At 71.2% G+C, this 14,705-nt stretch carries 15 protein-coding genes; 4 read left to right on the forward strand and 11 right to left on the reverse strand.

Translation table 11 applies throughout. From position 1 onward, the window contains the following. Together ACFE67_RS09430 and ACFE67_RS09435 are read right to left on the reverse strand one after the other, a co-directional pair. The coding region (locus ACFE67_RS09430; RefSeq protein WP_375406620.1) for a glycosyltransferase family 2 protein at window positions 1–416 on the reverse strand (416 nt) is incomplete at its 3' end. Between the two features lie 177 nt (window positions 417–593). Beyond that, window positions 594–2,447, reverse strand: a complete 1,854-nt coding sequence (locus tag ACFE67_RS09435; RefSeq protein ID WP_375406634.1) for an ABC transporter ATP-binding protein — start codon at window positions 2,445–2,447, stop codon at window positions 594–596. Window positions 2,448–2,567: 120 nt separating this feature from the next. Between ACFE67_RS09435 and ACFE67_RS09440 the strand changes: the two genes are divergently transcribed. Beyond that, complete coding sequence (locus ACFE67_RS09440; RefSeq protein ID WP_375406621.1) at window positions 2,568–3,011, forward strand: hypothetical protein; 444 nt, start codon at window positions 2,568–2,570, stop codon at window positions 3,009–3,011. Window positions 3,012–3,075: 64 nt separating this feature from the next. Here ACFE67_RS09440 and ACFE67_RS09445 read toward each other — a convergent pair whose 3' ends face one another. Then, a complete protein-coding gene (locus ACFE67_RS09445; RefSeq protein WP_375406622.1) occupies window positions 3,076–4,785 on the reverse strand; it encodes a glycoside hydrolase family 13 protein in 1,710 nt (569 codons plus the stop codon). 132 nt (window positions 4,786–4,917) lie between these two features. Between ACFE67_RS09445 and ACFE67_RS09450 the strand changes: the two genes are divergently transcribed. Next, on the forward strand, window positions 4,918–6,237 hold the full coding sequence (locus ACFE67_RS09450) for a glycosyltransferase (protein ID WP_375406623.1): 1,320 nt from the start codon (window positions 4,918–4,920) through the stop codon (window positions 6,235–6,237). A 118-nt stretch (window positions 6,238–6,355) separates the two neighbouring features. On the opposite strand, the gene rplL is transcribed toward ACFE67_RS09450, so the two are convergent. The 8 genes from rplL to ACFE67_RS09490 form a co-directional block, all read right to left on the reverse strand. Then, window positions 6,356–6,739 (reverse strand): 50S ribosomal protein L7/L12, encoded by a 384-nt coding sequence (gene rplL / locus ACFE67_RS09455; RefSeq protein ID WP_375406624.1) that lies wholly within the window; start codon window positions 6,737–6,739, stop codon window positions 6,356–6,358. Between the two features lie 43 nt (window positions 6,740–6,782). Continuing rightward, window positions 6,783–7,301: a 50S ribosomal protein L10 gene (rplJ, locus tag ACFE67_RS09460; protein WP_375406625.1), complete on the reverse strand. Its 519-nt coding sequence runs from the start codon at window positions 7,299–7,301 to the stop codon at window positions 6,783–6,785. A 257-nt stretch (window positions 7,302–7,558) separates the two neighbouring features. Further along, window positions 7,559–8,335 carry a DUF2382 domain-containing protein gene (locus ACFE67_RS09465; protein ID WP_375406626.1) on the reverse strand — a complete coding sequence of 259 codons (777 nt, stop codon included), beginning with the start codon at window positions 8,333–8,335 and terminating at the stop codon, window positions 7,559–7,561. Between the two features lie 167 nt (window positions 8,336–8,502). Further along, entirely contained in the window at window positions 8,503–8,880 is a 378-nt protein-coding gene (locus tag ACFE67_RS09470; protein ID WP_375406627.1) for a hypothetical protein, read from the reverse strand. Between the two features lie 7 nt (window positions 8,881–8,887). After that, a complete protein-coding gene (locus ACFE67_RS09475; protein ID WP_375406628.1) occupies window positions 8,888–9,733 on the reverse strand; it encodes an aldo/keto reductase in 846 nt (281 codons plus the stop codon). 53 nt (window positions 9,734–9,786) lie between these two features. Further along, window positions 9,787–10,500 carry an endonuclease/exonuclease/phosphatase family protein gene (locus ACFE67_RS09480; RefSeq protein WP_375406629.1) on the reverse strand — a complete coding sequence of 238 codons (714 nt, stop codon included), beginning with the start codon at window positions 10,498–10,500 and terminating at the stop codon, window positions 9,787–9,789. Beyond that, window positions 10,500–11,303, reverse strand: coding sequence for a nitroreductase family protein (locus ACFE67_RS09485; protein ID WP_375406630.1), 804 nt, complete (start codon window positions 11,301–11,303; stop codon window positions 10,500–10,502). Before ACFE67_RS09485 ends, ACFE67_RS09480 begins: the two co-directional genes overlap by 1 nt. Further along, complete coding sequence (locus ACFE67_RS09490; protein ID WP_375406631.1) at window positions 11,303–11,629, reverse strand: hypothetical protein; 327 nt, start codon at window positions 11,627–11,629, stop codon at window positions 11,303–11,305. Before ACFE67_RS09490 ends, ACFE67_RS09485 begins: the two co-directional genes overlap by 1 nt. Before the next feature lie 96 nt (window positions 11,630–11,725). Here ACFE67_RS09490 and ACFE67_RS09495 point away from each other — a divergent pair, with 96 nt between their 5' ends. Further along, entirely contained in the window at window positions 11,726–12,565 is an 840-nt protein-coding gene (locus ACFE67_RS09495; protein WP_375406632.1) for an FAD binding domain-containing protein, read from the forward strand. Next, on the forward strand, window positions 12,562–14,705 hold a 2,144-nt coding region (locus ACFE67_RS09500; RefSeq protein WP_375406633.1), incomplete at its 3' end, for a molybdopterin-dependent oxidoreductase. The genes ACFE67_RS09495 and ACFE67_RS09500, both read left to right, overlap by 4 nt.

Consider the following 14,705-nt stretch of genomic DNA (forward strand, 5'->3'; position numbering starts at 1 on the left):
GTACCGCGGATCACGCGGCTGCCGCGGCTGAGCCGGGTGCCGATCGCGACGTCGGAGTGACCGGACAGCAGCGGCGCGATCAGCGGCGACAGCCCGTCGAGGTCCGTGGAGAGGTCGACGTCGAGGTAGGCGACGACGCGGGCCGGGGACGCGCTCCACGCCGTCTTCAGCGCGTGCCCGCGCCCCTTCCGGTCGAGGTGCAGCGCGGCGACGCCGGGGAGCGTCTGCTCGAGGCCCCTCGCGACCGCGAAGGTCGCGTCGGTGCTCGCGTTGTCGACGATGGTCACCTGCCACGTCACGGTCAGGTGCTCGGACAGGTAGCGGTGGAGGCGCCACACGCTCTCCTGGAGCACGTGCGCCTCGTTGAAGACGGGGACGACGATCTCGACGTCGGGCGCGGACTGCGGATCGGGCATGCGGATCAGGGTGAGCGCGGGGCCTATGCCCCTCCTATGGCGACCCGATGGGTCGCTGCACCATTCGAGCGAACGGGCGCAGTTCCGTTGTGCAGGTGTTCTGAGCGTTCGATCTCGGAGTTGTGCCGACTGTGGACGGCCAGAACACGTTCACAACGCACCCCGGAACCGGGATACCTAGGCCGGCTGGGACTCGGATTCCTCCGCCTGCTGCTCGGATGCGAGGCGGGTGTACAGGCCGCCGAGGCGGAGCAGCTCGAGATGCGTGCCGCGCTCGACGACGCGGCCGGCGTCGATCACGAGGATCTCGTCCGAGTCGACGATCGTCGACAGCCGGTGCGCGATCGCGATGGTGGTGCGGCCCACGGAAGCCGCGTCGAGGGCCTCCTGCACCACGCGCTCGGACATCGAGTCCAGCGCGCTCGTCGCCTCGTCCAGGATCACGACCGGCGGGTTCTTCAGCAGCACCCGGGCGATCGCGATCCGCTGCTTCTCGCCGCCGGACAGCCGGTAGCCGCGCTCGCCGACAACGGTGTCGTACCCGTCGGGGAACCGCTCGATCGTGTCGTGCAGGTTCGCTCCGGCGGCCGCCGCGACGATCTCGTCGTCCGTGGCGTCCGGTTTGGCGTACCGGAGGTTCTCACCGATGGTCGCGTGGAAGAGGTAGGTCTCCTGGCTGACGATGCCGATCGTCGACAGCAGCGACTCCTGCCGCAGCTGCTTGACGTCGACCCCCGCGACCCGCACGACTCCGCTCGTGGCGTCGTAGAGCCGCGGTACCAGGTAGCCGACCGTCGTCTTCCCCGCGCCAGACGGCCCGACGAGCGCGACGGAGGCGCCCGGGGCGACGGTGAAGCTGACGTCGCGCAGGATCTGCACCGCGTCCTGCCCGGAACCGCCCGGGTAGGCGAACCCGACGTGGTCGAACTCGACACCCCCGAGACGCGCATCGGTCGGCACCGGAACGGCGTCCGGCGCGTCGGTGATCGCCGGGCGCAGGTCGAGGTACTCGAAGATCCGGGCGAACAGCGCGGAGGAGGTCTGCAGGTCGAGCGCGACCCGAAGCAGGCCCATCAGCGGCCAGGTCAGCCGCGCCTGCACCGTCGTGAAGGCGACGATCGTGCCTGCCGTGATGACCGAACCGTTGGCGAGCAGGAGACCGGCGGCGAGGTACACGAGCGCGGGGACGATCAGCAGGAAGATCTGGATGGTCGCGAAGAAGCCCTGCCCGGTCATCTCCTGCCGGATCTGCAGCTTCAGCTGCCGGTTGCTCTCCGCGGTGTACCGCTCGGTCTCCTGCCGCTGCCTCGTGAACGCCTTCGCGAGCAGGATGCCGGAGACCGAGAGCGCCTCCTGCGTGATCGCGGACAGCTCGGACAGCGACTCCTGCGTCGCGGTGGCGATCTTCGCGCGGCGCTGCCCCACGCTGCGCTGCACGAGCGCCAGCAGCGGCAGCAGCACGATGGCGATCAGGGCGAGCTGCCAGCTGAGCAGGAACATCGCCACGAACGCGGCGATCACGGTGACGGTGTTGCCGACGACGGACGAGACCGTGGACGAGAGCACGTTCGCCACACCGCCGACGTCGTTCGCCAGCCGGGACTGGATGACGCCGGTCCTGGTGCGGGTGAAGAAGCCGAGCTCCATCTCCTCCAGCCGCGAGAACAGCCGCTCCCGCAGCGAGGCGGTGACGCCGTTGCCGATCGTGGCGGTGAGGTAGGTCTGCCACACGCCGAGCAGCTGCGAGACCACCCAGATCAGGACCATCCCGCCGACGATCTCGGTGAGGCGCGGCAGGTTCGGCCCGCCGCCGGGGAAGAGCCCCTGGTCGAACGCCTGCTGCGTGAGCAGCGGCGGCGCGACGGTCAGCCCCGCCGTGATGAGGACCAGCCCGATCGTGAGCGCCAGCCGACCGCGGTAGGGCTCGAACAGCTCGCGGATCCGCCGCCCGAAATCGGGGATGCGCGGGGCTTTCGCGTTCTCGGCACGCGCCCGAGAGGCGTCCTGCCTCGACCCGCGCATCGCCTGCATGCTCACCGCTGAAGGCTACGGTCCACCGCCGACCCTCCTGCGCAGCGCGGTCCGGAACCTCTCGGAGCGCGGTCAGCCGGAGGTCGGGCCACTCGCAGACCTGCGCCCTACCGTCCGGGCATGAGCAACCCCAGCGGCACCGCCGACCTCTTCCAGAACGACACCACCGCGACCGGCAGGGACCTGGAGGGATCCGAGCCCGACAGGGACGCGGTCGTCGCCGCCGGCGCCTCGTCCGGCCCCGGCACCCAGGCCGACACCGCGTCCTCGACGAGCGCGGCCTCCGGAGCGGTCCGCGCAGCCGGCTCCCCCGCCGCCGTTCCGGTGCAGTCGACCGGCTCCTCCGGCTCGGGGCCCGCGGTCGACGCCGCCGCGCCGGCGACGCAGGAGCCGATCCCGGGAGCCGCCCAGGATGCGACCCCTCCGGTCGACGACTCCGCGATCTCGCACGTCTTCGATCAGACGAACGGCGTGATCGAGGGGCTCGAGGGCGACTCGGACGGAACCGCCGACACCGCCGCCGCTGGCGACACGGTCGGCGACCCGAGGCCGACCGGCGCCTGACGGCCGGGGTTCTGCGGTCATCTCCGACTGGTGCGGCCCGGATCGCACCCGCACCAGTCGGAAATCACCGCACCAGTGCGAGCGGGTCGCGGAGCCAGGCGGGGTCGCGGAGCCAGGCGGTGGCGTCGGCCGGTAGGACGCGGTCGTCGCCCACCGGAGCGCTGGCGACCAGGATCTCGCCCTCCGGCAGCCGCATGGTCGTGCCGAAGGTCGTGACCGAGCGCCACCCGCCCTCGCGGAGCACCTCGATGACGCCGTCTCGCTCGGCCCCGAACGAGACGCCATCCCCGACGCGCAGCTCGGCGCGGGCGGCGAGGGCGCTGCGGTACAGGTTCAGCGTCGAGTCCGGGTCCACGTCCTCGACGGCGACGGCGTAGTCGGCGAAGCATGCCGGCTGCGGGAGGTGGGATCCTCCTGCGCCGAACCCGAAGGAGGTGCCCTCGGCGGTCCACGGCAGGGGAACGCGAGCACCGTCCCGACCCTTCTCCGTGCGACCGGTGCGCTTCCAGATGGGGTCCGCGAGCGCGTCGAAGGGGATGTCCGCGACCTCGGGCAGCCCGAGCTCCTCGCCCTGGTAGAGGTAGGCGCTTCCCGGCAGCGCGAGCAGGAGGAGCACGGCCGCTCGGGCGCGAGCGAGCCCGGCGGCGCGATCCTCCACCGGCAGGGTGCCGTGAGTCATGAGCCAGGCGTTCAGGTCGACATCGCTCGGGAGCCCGAATCGGGTCGCGTGCCGCACGAGGTCGTGATTCGACAGCACCCACGTGGACGAGGCGCCTGCCGCCTCCGCCCGCGCGAGCGCGTTCTCGATGCTTCGGCGGAAGCGGGCGGCGTCCCAGGGCTCCGTGACGAGGTCGAACTCGAACGTCTGACCCAGCTCGTCCGGCCGTGCGTACAGCGGGAGACGCGATGGCGCCGCCCACGCTTCGGCGACCGCGCTCCTGGGCGGGTCGTACTCGTTCAGTACGGACCGCCAGCCGCGGAAGATCTCGTGCACCTCGTCGCGGTCGAACAGCACGTCCGAGCCGTCGTCCTTCAGGTCGTCGCGGTGGATCCGCGGGTAGCTCGGCAGCGGTTCGGTCAGGTCCTTGGCGAGCGCGTGCGCGACATCGACGCGGAAGCCGTCGACCCCTCGGTCCGCCCAGAATCGCAGGATGCCCAGGAACTCCTCCCGCACCTCCTGCGTGCTCCAGTCGAAGTCCGGCTGCTCGGGAGCGAACAGGTGCAGGTACCACTGGGCGCGCCGTCCTGAGCCACTCGACGGGTCCGGCACCCGCGTCCACGCGGAGCCGCCGAAGTGGCTGACCCAGTCCGAAGGAGGCAGCTCCCCGGCCTCGCCGAGGCCGTCGCGGAAGATGTAGCGGGCACGCTCCGGCGATCCGGGCGCGGCGGCGAGCGCCTCCTGGAACCAGCGGTGCCCCGAGCCGGAGTGGTTGGGCACGATGTCGACGACGATGCGGATGCCCGTGGCGTGCAGCGCGGCGACGAGCTCGTCGAACTGCGCCAGGTCGCCGAGCCGCGGATCGACGTCGCGGTAGTCGTCGACGTCGTAGCCGCCGTCCGCGAGGGCGGAGGGGTAGAAGGGGCTGAGCCAGACCGCATCGATACCGAGCCGGGCGAGGTACGGCACCCGGTCGATCAGACCGGCGAGATCGCCGATGCCGTCGCCGTTCCCGTCCGCGAAGCTGCGCGGGTACACCTGGTAGACGACGGCGGAACGCCACCAGTCCGGATCGGTCAGGTCGGGGTCGGTCCGGTCCGGGCTGCTGATCGGCACCGAAGAACACTACGCAGTCAGGATCCGGGTCCTGCTGCACGGGGAGGCCGTTCGGTACGGCGGAGCGGCTCATCCGTGCGACGCGCGCGCGCTTGATCGGGCCCGCCCGGACCGCGGACGATCATGGTCGTCATGTCCTCGGTGCTGCTCGCCGCGCTCCACGGGTCGGGCGCTGCGGCGAACCTGGAGCCGCTCATCCTCGAGCTGCATCGCAGGGGGCACGTCGTCCACGTGCTGACCGACCCGGCTGCAGCCGCGAGCATCGAGGCGCTCGGCGCGCGGTTCGTCGGCGTCCCCGATCCGATCTTCCCCTCCATGGACCAGAACGCGGCCTCCCCGCTCGCGCGGCTGCGTCGCCTCCGCCCCAACATGCGCACCACCTTCCTGGGTCCGATCCCCGGACAGTGGTCGGCGGTGCAGCGGGTGCTCGCCGAGACCCCGATCGACATCGTCCTGGCCGACGTGATGTTCCTCGGTGCCGGGATCCTCGCCACCGTCCCCCGCAGCGAACGGCCGCCGCTCGTCGCGCTCGGACTGGTGCCCCCGCCCGACCCCGACATCGACGTCGCGCCGTACGGCACGGGGTTCGCACCCCTTCCCGGTGTGGCCGGGCGGCTACGGAACATCCTGCTCGCGCGCTTCGTCGCACGTCCGATGCTCGGAGGACTGGACGACGAGTTCCGCGCACTGGTCCGCGCGCGCACCGGGTATGCCTTCACCGGCACGCTCTGGCAGCTCGCGGCGGCGGCGGACGTGTGGGCCCAGGCGACGGTGCCGCGCTTCGAGTACCCCCGGGCGAACCCGCCGTCGACCATGCGCCTGGTCGGCCCCCTGTCGCCGGCCGTGGTCACCGCTCCTCCCGAGTGGTGGGATCCCCGCTCCGAGCCGCCCGTCGTCGTCGTGCGCGCCGACGGGCGCCTCCCGCTCGAGCAGGTCGTCGTCCCGACGATCGAGGCCCTGCAGCACGGCGATTCGGTGACGATCGTCTCCGGTGCATCGCGGGGTGCCACGACGCGCGCCTACGGCCGGCCGCTGCCGGCGAACGTGCACTTCGAGCCCGTCGTCCCCTGGTCGAGGTTGATCCCGGGTCGAACGCTGTGCGTGAGCACCGGCGACTACGTGCACGTCCAGCACGCGCTGCGGAACGGCGTCCCGGTGATCGTGTGCGGCGCGTCGGAGCCTCAGCTCGAGACGAAGGCGCGCGTCCGCTGGTCCGGCGTCGGAGTGGACGTCTCCGAGGCGCACCCGACCAGCGCGATGATCGCCGATGCGATCGCGCAGGCCCGTGCCGATACCGGGATCCACCTGGCCGTCGCCCGGATCGCCGTGCAGATGAATCGCACGAATGCCGAGCAGGCCATCTGCGGCATCGTGGAGGAACTCGTGGACGGCCGAGGCGCAGCGCCGCTGCCCGACTGGTCGCGACCCACGAAGTCCGCGACCACGACCTGAGCGGCCCCAGCCGGGGCCGGTTTCGCGGATCAGGCCCGTTCCGGCGACACCCCGTCCCGGCGTCGCCGCCGTACGGGGTGTCGGGAACCGGGCCTGATCCGCGAAACGCGAGTGCTGACTACTTGAGGGTCACCGTGGCGCCGACTGCCTCGAGCTGCGCCTTGGCCTTCTCGGCGGTCTCCTTGTTCGCGCCCTCGAGCACGGGCTTCGGGGCGCCGTCGACCAGCGCCTTCGCCTCGCCGAGGCCGAGGGAGGTCAGCGCACGGACCTCCTTGATGACCTGGATCTTCTTGTCGCCGACCGCGTCGAGGATGACGTCGAAGGAGTCCTTCTCCTCGACCTCCTCGACCGGAGCGGCCGGGCCACCCGCAGTGGCGGCCGCGACCGGCGCGGCAGCGGTGACCTCGAAGATCTCCTCGAACTTCTTCACGAACTCGGACAGCTCGATGAGCGTGAGCTCCTTGAAGCCGTCGATGAGCTCGTCGGTGGTGAGCTTCGCCATGTCTATCTCCTACTGGTTATGGGGGTTGTGATGAGCGGTCCGCCTACGCGGCGACCTGCTCCTGCTTGTCACGAAGCGCGTCGACCGTGCGAACGGCCTTCGACAGCGGTGCGTTGACCACGTACGCAGCCCTCGTGAGCGTGGCCTTCATGGCACCTGCCGCCTTGGCGAGCAGGACCTCTCGGCTCTCGAGGTCGGCGAGGCGTGTGACCTCGGCGGCGGAGAGCGGCGCTCCGTCGAAGTAGCCGCTCTTCACCACGAGGAGGGGGTTCGCCTTGCTGAAGTCACGCAGCACCTTCGCGACGGCGACGGTGTCGCCGTGCACGAACGCGATCGCGGACGGACCGGCCAGCTCGTCGTCGAACGACGAGATGCCGGCGTTGTTCGCCGCGATCTTGGTCAGCGTGTTCTTCACCACGGAGAACGTGGCGTGCTCACGGATCTGTGAGCGCAGCGTCTTCAGCTGCGCGACCGTGAGACCGCGGTACTCGGTCAGCAGTGCGGCGTTCGAGCTGCGGAAACCCTCCGTCAGCTCGGCGACCGTCGCGTCCTTCGTCGCCATGGGTCTCCTTCCGTCTTCTTCAGACCGAAGGACCCGACTCGGGGGACCATGAGAAAGGCCCCGGGCGCAGGAGGCCACGGGGCTTCGACGGGCAGGGCCCGGCGATCTTCTGTGTTCCTGCGCTGGTCGCCGGGCTGGGCCCGGGCCTTCGGTTCCTGCGAGCAGGGACGACCGGCGGTCTTCGGTTCGCAGAGCACTGTACCGGACGACCAGCAGGGGCGCGGACCGTCGGTCCGCGCCCCTGCTGGTCGAGCCGCTCAGCGCACGGTGCGGTCCGTCCCCGCGATGTCGGTGTCGGTGTCGGTGTCGATCTCTTCGTGGGCGACTGTCTCGGTGACCTGCTGCTGTTCGGTGACGGTCTCGGTGGCGAGCTTGACCCGCTCCACCGGGACGGTCTCCTTCTGCACCACGGGACGCTCCTCGGTCAGGACGACCTCGTGCTCCTCCTCGCTCAGATCCGGTCCGCTCAGCGCATCGCCCCGGTTCGCGTCCGTGATGGGCTCCCGCTCGAGACGGACCTCCTCATGCGACACCGGAACGGTCACGGTCTGCTGCTCCGTCACGACATGCTTCCGCAGACGCACCCGCCCGGACTCGACCTGCTGCGTCCCCACCCGCAACCGCTCCTCCGAACGCGTGATCGCATCATCGGTGTTCGGACCCGACGTGTCATGCCCAACCGTGCCGTCGGTGTCCGTGAGCCCTGCCGTCGACGCCCGACCCTCGGTGCTGCCGTAGTACTCGTACAGCCGCTGCTGCTCGGCCGGGGACAGCTCGCCGTCCGGCTCGATCCTCGGCGCGTCCTTGACCTGATTCTTCGAGTACGCCACGTGCAGTGCGGCGCGGTCCCAGTCGGCACCGTCGAGCGGGACCAGGGTCTCGGAGGTCCCGAACAGACCGGACTTGACGCTCACCCAGACGGGGCGGTCGCTGTCCGAGTCGACGTAGACCTGGCCGATCGTGCCGATCTTGTCGTTGTCCTGGTCCACGGCGTCCGCGCCGATCAGGGCGTCGATGTCCTGCGTGGCGATCATGGTTCCCTCTCCCCTGCCGCGGTGTCTGGGCGGCAGTGGAGAGGAAACGCCGGCATCCTGACCACCGCGTGGCCGGGACCTCCCGTTCACGTGCGACGCGCCGGTGAACACGCCGTAGGGGAGGAGGATGCGGGCTGATTGTGCGGCGTGGCGGACACCGTCGACGGTCAGCGTGCAGGTGGCGAAAGCACCTCGGCGCAGACGCTCACCTGCGGCTTCCCGTCGACGTGGAACTCCTCGACGAGGCGCAGTCCGGACGGGCCGACCTCGATCCGAGACGACGCGGCGCCGGCGACCAGGGCACCGTCGCCGACGAGCGCGTGCACGAACGACACCGTGATCCGATCCCTGTCGCGGGTGCCGACGAAGCGGCCCTCCGACACCGTGTCGCCGGTGTAGTCGCCCCAGATCACGCCCGACGCCTCGTGATACCGGAATCGCGTCGGTGCATCCGGGTCCACCCGACTCGCGGTGGAGGACACCATGTCGAAGACCCGACCGTCCAGCCCGAACGGATCGACGGCGTCAGCGGGGTCGCGGGGCATCTCCGGATCAGGCCGGGATGAAGTTGAAGTGGTCGGGGTCCGGACCGGTGCGCTCGCCCTTGTCGAGCGCCGAGATGTCGCTCATGTCGGCATCGTTCAGCTCGAAGTCGAACAGGGCGAAGTTCTCCTCCACCCGCTCCTTCGTGACCGACTTCGGGAAGACGATATCGCCGCGCTGGACATGCCAGCGGAGCACCACCTGAGCCGGCGTCTGCTCGACGCGACGGGAGATCCGCTCGATCACCGGGTCGCCGAGGACCTTGCCCTGCGCGATCGGCGACCATGCCTCCGTGGCGATCCCGTGCTCGCTGTCGAACGCCCGCAGCGCGTCCTGCGTCAGGTAGGGGTGGACCTCGATCTGGTTGACCGCGGGGATCACCGTGGACTCCGCGAGCAGCCGGTTCAGGTGGTGCTGCTGGAAGTTGGAGACGCCGATCGCACGCACCTTCCCGCCCGCGTACGCCTCCTCCAGCGCCTTCCACGTCTCGACGAAGTCGCCGACTGCCGGCAGCGGCCAGTGGATGAGGAAGAGGTCGACGTAGTCGATGTCGAGCGCGCCGAGCGTCTGCTCGAACGCGGCGAGCGCGTCCTCGCGGGCGTGGAAGCCGTTGTTGAGCTTGCTCGTCACGAAGATCTCACCGCGGTCGATGCCGGACTCGCGGACGGCCTGGCCGACACCCTCCTCGTTCCCGTACATCTCGGCGGTGTCGATGTGGCGGTAGCCGACCTCGAGCGCGGTCAGCGTGGCGGCCCTCGTCTCCTCGGGCGGGATCTGGAACACCCCGAAGCCGAGCTGGGGGATCTCCACGCCGTTGTTGAGGGTGATCGTCGGGACGGATGCCGTCGTCGTCATGTCTCGACGGTACGTCGAACCCGCTGGACGACTCCGGGACGCCCGCCCGGGGCCTACCCCGCCTGAGCGACCGGATCCGGAGCGACGCGTGAGAGGTCCACCGTGATCGCCTCGTGGTCGGAGAGATCGTCGCCCGAGACGAGCACGCGGTCGATCCGGAACGCGGTGGGCACGAGGAAGTAGTCGTCGTTCTCGTCCGACGACGGGTGCGACCGGTACTGCGCGACGGTCGAGGTCAGCACCGCGTCCTGCCACAGCGCGGCGTGCTGCTCCAGGTGGTCGACGTTGAAGTCGCCGCCCAGGATCCGCTGCTCCTCCTTCTCCCGGAGGATCGTCAGCAGCTCGCCCAGGTTGTGCAGCGCGAAGTCGTCGCGGACGGACAGGTGCACGTTCGCGAGCGGCCACGTCCCGTCCTCGGCGGTCACATCGACGAGCTGCACGATGCGCTGATGCGGGTCTCCGGTCTCGTGCTGCAGCGCGAGGGTCTGGGTCGCCGCGAGCGGCAGCCGCGACAGCACGGCGAGGCCCTCGCGGTACACGGGGTGGGCGCGGCCGCGCTGCAGCCGCGTGATGGCCTCGTGCCGGAACGGCAGCGCGAGGTCGCGGTTCAGCAGCTCGACCGGCGAGAACGGCGAGACGTCGGGGAGGAACACGACCTCCTGGAACAGGATCACGTCGGGAGCGACGCCGCGGAGGTACTCGACGATCTGCGGCGAGCGCGCATCCCAGTCGAAGAACCCGCGCAGGTTCAAGGTCGTGATGCGCATCAGATCGCGCTCGGATCGTCCCAGCCGGCCTGCGGCGTGTCGGCGCGCTCGCGGAACACGTACTGCGACGGGAGCTTGCGCTCCGCGCTCGTCCAGTCGATCGCGGGACGCCGGCGCTCCTCCGGCAGGTAGCCGAGGCGGTAGACGGCCATCAGCTCGAGCTGGTCGGGCACGCCGAGCAGGGACACGATGCGGTCCCACTCCCCCGGCACCTCCATGGGGAAGGACACGAACTGGATGCCCATCCCGAGCTCGACGGTCGTCAGCCAGAGGTTCTCCATCGCGGCGCCCATGCTGAACAGCGAGTAGAAGGAGGAGAGCTCGCCCGGCCGGTACTCGGCCCGGTCCAGCATCACGCCGATCAGCAGCGGCGAGCCGGCGACGAGCTTCCGGTTCTCGCTCCCGAGGGTCTGCGGCACGCGGAGCGAGTTGATCAGCCGCTGCCCGCGCGGCGTGAACGCCTGGGACGTGAACGGGCGGAGGGGCGCCGGCAGCCGGTCGAACAGCATCCCGCTGCGGTGCCGGGCCATCTCGGCCTTCGAGAACCGGAAGTACGGCTTGTACCGCTCGAAGAAGGTGCCGTTGCTCATCGCCGTCGTCATGCTCGACCCGGAGATCTCCGCGATCGCGTCGATGGTCGCGCGGGACTCGATGAGCACGAACCGCCACGGCTGGCTGTTCAGCTGGCTCGGGGCGCGACCCGCGACCTCCATCAGGGTGCGCTGATGCTCCTCCGACACCGGGTCGGGCAGGAACGCGCCGTTCGTCGTGTGCCGGCGGCGGATCGCCTCGAGGAGCTGCATCAGTGCTTCCTCCCGCCGACGAGCAGCGCGCCGGCGTACCAGGGCGCTGCGGCGAGCCCCGTCACCGCGTGCGCGTCGTGGCCGATCCGCGGCAGCAGCGCGAGGGGCACGAGCGCGGGCGCGAGCAGCCAGCCCCTGGGCGAGCGCCGGACGAACGAGCCGGCGATCGCGGCGACGGTCAGCGTCGACGCGACGATGTAGAGCGCATGGTGCATCCACCGGTGCCGGCTCGTGTCGACGAGCCGCGTCTGCACGGCCGTGCCCAGCGCGACGTTCGCGAGGTAGGCGGACGCCGCTGCGGCGACGAGCGCGCGGGAGGTGGGCATGTGAGCATTCTCCGTTTTGTAGGAAGGGGGTTCCTACAAAACGGAGAATCTCTCGCGCGTAACACCAGCGCAATCCGGGTGGGGTGGGATGGGGGGATGGACCTGCCGACGATCGCCGAGGTGCGGCTGCCCGCATCGCGCGCGGATCTCGCGGCGCTGTCCGAGACCGTGATCCCGCTCGGCGGGGGGACCTGGTTGTTCTCCGAGCCCCAGAACCACCTCACGGGCCTCGTCGACCTGATGACGCTGGGCTGGACACCGTGGGAGCGGCGGACCGACGGCGGGCTCTCCGTCGCCGCCACCTGCACGATGGCGGAGCTGACGCGGATCCCCGCGACGGACGGCTGGTGGGCGCTGCCGCTCTTCCGGGAGTGCGCCGAGTCCCTCCTGCAGTCGTTCAAGGTCTGGAACACCGCCACCGTCGGCGGCAACATCGCGACGGCGCTCGCCGCCGGCGCGCTGATCGGCCTCGGCGGCGCCCTCGACGCGGAGCTGGTGATCTGGACGCCGGACGGTAGCGAGCGCCGTCAGCTCGTCGCGGACTTCGTCGTGGACCAGCGCGTGACGACGATCCAGCCGGGCGAGGTCGTGCGCTCGATCGAGTTCCCCGCAGCGGCGATGGCGGCGACGACCGCGTTCCGCCGGATCGCGCTCTCCCCGCTCGGCCGCGCGGGCACCGTGCTCGCCGCCCGAAGCGACCTCGACGGCGCAGTCGTCCTCTGCATCACGGGCGGCACGTCCCGACCCGAGGTGATCCGGTTCCCGGGCCTGCCGGAGGCGGAGGAGCTCGCTGCGGCCGTCGCCGCCGTGCCGACCTGGTTCACCGACGCGCACGGCGCCGCGGACTGGCGGCAGGGCGTCTCCGGCCTCCTCGCCGAGGAGATCCGGCAGGAGCTGGCACGCTCGGCGTCGACACGATCGGAGCGGACGCAGTGAGGTTCGAGGTCAACGGCGCGCCGATCGACGCCGAGCCCTTCCCCGGCCAGTGCCTCCGCACGCTGCTGCGGGAGACGGGCCACATCGACGTCAAGAAGGGCTGCGACGCGGGCGACTGCGGGGCCTGCGGGGTCCTGATCGACGGCGATCCCGTGCACTCCTGCATCATCCCCGCGCACCGCGTCGCCGGCCGGGCGGTCACGACCGTCGCGGGTCTGGGCACGCCGGACCGCCTCTCACCGGTGCAGCAGCACTTCGTCGACGCCGCGGGCTTCCAGTGCGGGTTCTGCACCGCGGGCATGGTCGTCACCGCGTCCACCGAGACGGTGCGCGCGGCGGACGAGGCGGACCTCCCGCGGCTGTTCAAGGGGAACCTCTGCCGGTGCACCGGCTACCGCAGCATCCGCGACGCCATCGCTGGCGTGGGCACCACGGAGGCGCGGGGCCTCGCCGGCGGGATCGGCCGCGCCGTGCGTGCTCCCGCGGCCGAGCGCATCGTCACCGGCCGCGAGCCCTACACGCTCGACCTCGCGACGACGGCGCTGACACACATCGCGGTACTGAAGAGCCCGCATGCCTCCGCGCGCATCCGTTCGATCGACGCCTCCGCCGCCCTCGCGCTGGACGGCGTGCTGACCGTGTTCACCCACCTCGACGCGCCGGACGTCCTGTACTCCACCGGGCGGCACCAGAACCGGCTCGAGGACCCGGACGACACGCTCGTGCTCGATGCGGTGATCCGGTTCGCCGGGCAGCGCGTCGCCGTCGTCGTCGCGGAGACGATCGGGATCGCGGAGGCGGCATGCCGAGCGATCGAGGTCGACTACGACGTCCTGCCCGCGGTGTTCGACCCCGACGCGGCGCGGCGGCCCGGCGCACCGCTGGTGCACGGCGAGAAGGACCCGGACGCGAGCCGCATCAGCGAGCCGCGCCGCAACGTCGTCGCGCAGAAGCACGGCGAGCTCGGCGACGTCGACGCCGCGCTGGCGGGCGCCGAGGTCGTGGTGTCCGGCACGTGGCAGACGGCGCGGGTGTCGCACGCGGCGCTCGAGACGCACGCGACCCGGGGCTGGCTCGACCCCGACGGGCGGCTGGTGCTGCGGACGAGCTCGCAGGTGCCGTACCTGGTGCACGCCGAGATCTGCCGCATCTTCGCGCTCGAGCCGGAGCACGTCCGCGTGTTCACCGCCCGCGTCGGCGGCGGCTTCGGCGGCAAGCAGGAGCTGCTGACCGAGGACCTCGTCGCCATGGCGGTGCTGCGCACCGGCCGGCCCGCGCAGTACGAGTTCACGCGCGAGGACGAGTTCACGATCGCCCCCCTCCGGCACCCGAAGCGCGTGCAGGTGACGCTCGGCGCGACGAGCGACGGCGTGCTCACGGCGATGGACGTCGACGTGCTGTCCGACACGGGCGCCTACGGCAACCACGGCCCAGGGGTCATGTTCCACGGCAGCCACGAGTCGCTCGCCGTCTACCGGACCCCGAACCGTCGCGTGAACGCCGAGGCCGTCTACACGAACAACCCGCCGTCCGGCGCATTCCGCGGCTACGGCCTGGGCCAGGTGATGTTCGGCGTCGAGTCGGCGATGGACGAGCTGGCGAGGCGCATCGGGATCAGCGGGTTCGAGCTGCGCCGCCGCAACGCGATCGCGCCGGGCGACCCGATCGTGGTCACCGAGGCCGACGAGGAGACGGACCTGCAGTACGGCGGGTACGGGCTGCCGGAGGCGCTCGAGCTCGCTGAGACGACACTCGCCGAGCCGGGCGAGCCGGCGCCCGAGGGTCCGGACTGGCGGATCGGCACCGGGATGGCGCTCGGGATGATCGCCACGATGCCGCCGCGCGGCCACTTCAGCGAGGTGCGCGTGCAGCTCGACCCCGACGGCGGCGCGACCCTCGAGGTCGGGACCGCCGAGTTCGGGAACGGCACCACGACCGTGCACGGGCAGATCGTCGCCGAGCTGCTGGCCATCCCGCCCGACCGCGTGCGGATCCGCTCCTCCGACACCGACGGGGCGAAGTACGACACGGGTGCGTTCGGATCGGCCGGCACGGTGGTCGCCGGCAAGGCGGTGCACCTGGCGGCGGTGGCGCTGCGGGACCTCGTGCTCGCGGCCGCCGGTCCGGGGGCGGTGCTGCA

Source organism: uncultured Amnibacterium sp. (assembly GCF_964244015.1).
In the GTDB taxonomy this organism is placed as follows: Bacteria; Actinomycetota; Actinomycetes; order Actinomycetales; family Microbacteriaceae; genus Amnibacterium.

What these genes read in the sequence shown, in the direction of transcription:
- rplJ (WP_375406625.1), bottom strand. Translation starts at nt 7,301, where the DNA reads ATGGCGACGAAGGACGCGACGGTCGCCGAGCTGACGGAGGGTTTCCGC.
- ACFE67_RS09440 (WP_375406621.1), top strand. Translation starts at nt 2,568, where the DNA reads ATGAGCAACCCCAGCGGCACCGCCGACCTCTTCCAGAACGACACCACC.
- ACFE67_RS09435 (WP_375406634.1), bottom strand. Translation starts at nt 2,447, where the DNA reads ATGCAGGCGATGCGCGGGTCGAGGCAGGACGCCTCTCGGGCGCGTGCC.
- ACFE67_RS09465 (WP_375406626.1), bottom strand. Translation starts at nt 8,335, where the DNA reads ATGATCGCCACGCAGGACATCGACGCCCTGATCGGCGCGGACGCCGTG.
- ACFE67_RS09450 (WP_375406623.1), top strand. Translation starts at nt 4,918, where the DNA reads ATGTCCTCGGTGCTGCTCGCCGCGCTCCACGGGTCGGGCGCTGCGGCG.
- ACFE67_RS09475 (WP_375406628.1), bottom strand. Translation starts at nt 9,733, where the DNA reads ATGACGACGACGGCATCCGTCCCGACGATCACCCTCAACAACGGCGTG.
- ACFE67_RS09470 (WP_375406627.1), bottom strand. Translation starts at nt 8,880, where the DNA reads ATGCCCCGCGACCCCGCTGACGCCGTCGATCCGTTCGGGCTGGACGGT.
- ACFE67_RS09485 (WP_375406630.1), bottom strand. Translation starts at nt 11,303, where the DNA reads ATGCAGCTCCTCGAGGCGATCCGCCGCCGGCACACGACGAACGGCGCG.
- ACFE67_RS09495 (WP_375406632.1), top strand. Translation starts at nt 11,726, where the DNA reads ATGGACCTGCCGACGATCGCCGAGGTGCGGCTGCCCGCATCGCGCGCG.
- ACFE67_RS09490 (WP_375406631.1), bottom strand. Translation starts at nt 11,629, where the DNA reads ATGCCCACCTCCCGCGCGCTCGTCGCCGCAGCGGCGTCCGCCTACCTC.
- ACFE67_RS09480 (WP_375406629.1), bottom strand. Translation starts at nt 10,500, where the DNA reads ATGCGCATCACGACCTTGAACCTGCGCGGGTTCTTCGACTGGGATGCG.
- rplL (WP_375406624.1), bottom strand. Translation starts at nt 6,739, where the DNA reads ATGGCGAAGCTCACCACCGACGAGCTCATCGACGGCTTCAAGGAGCTC.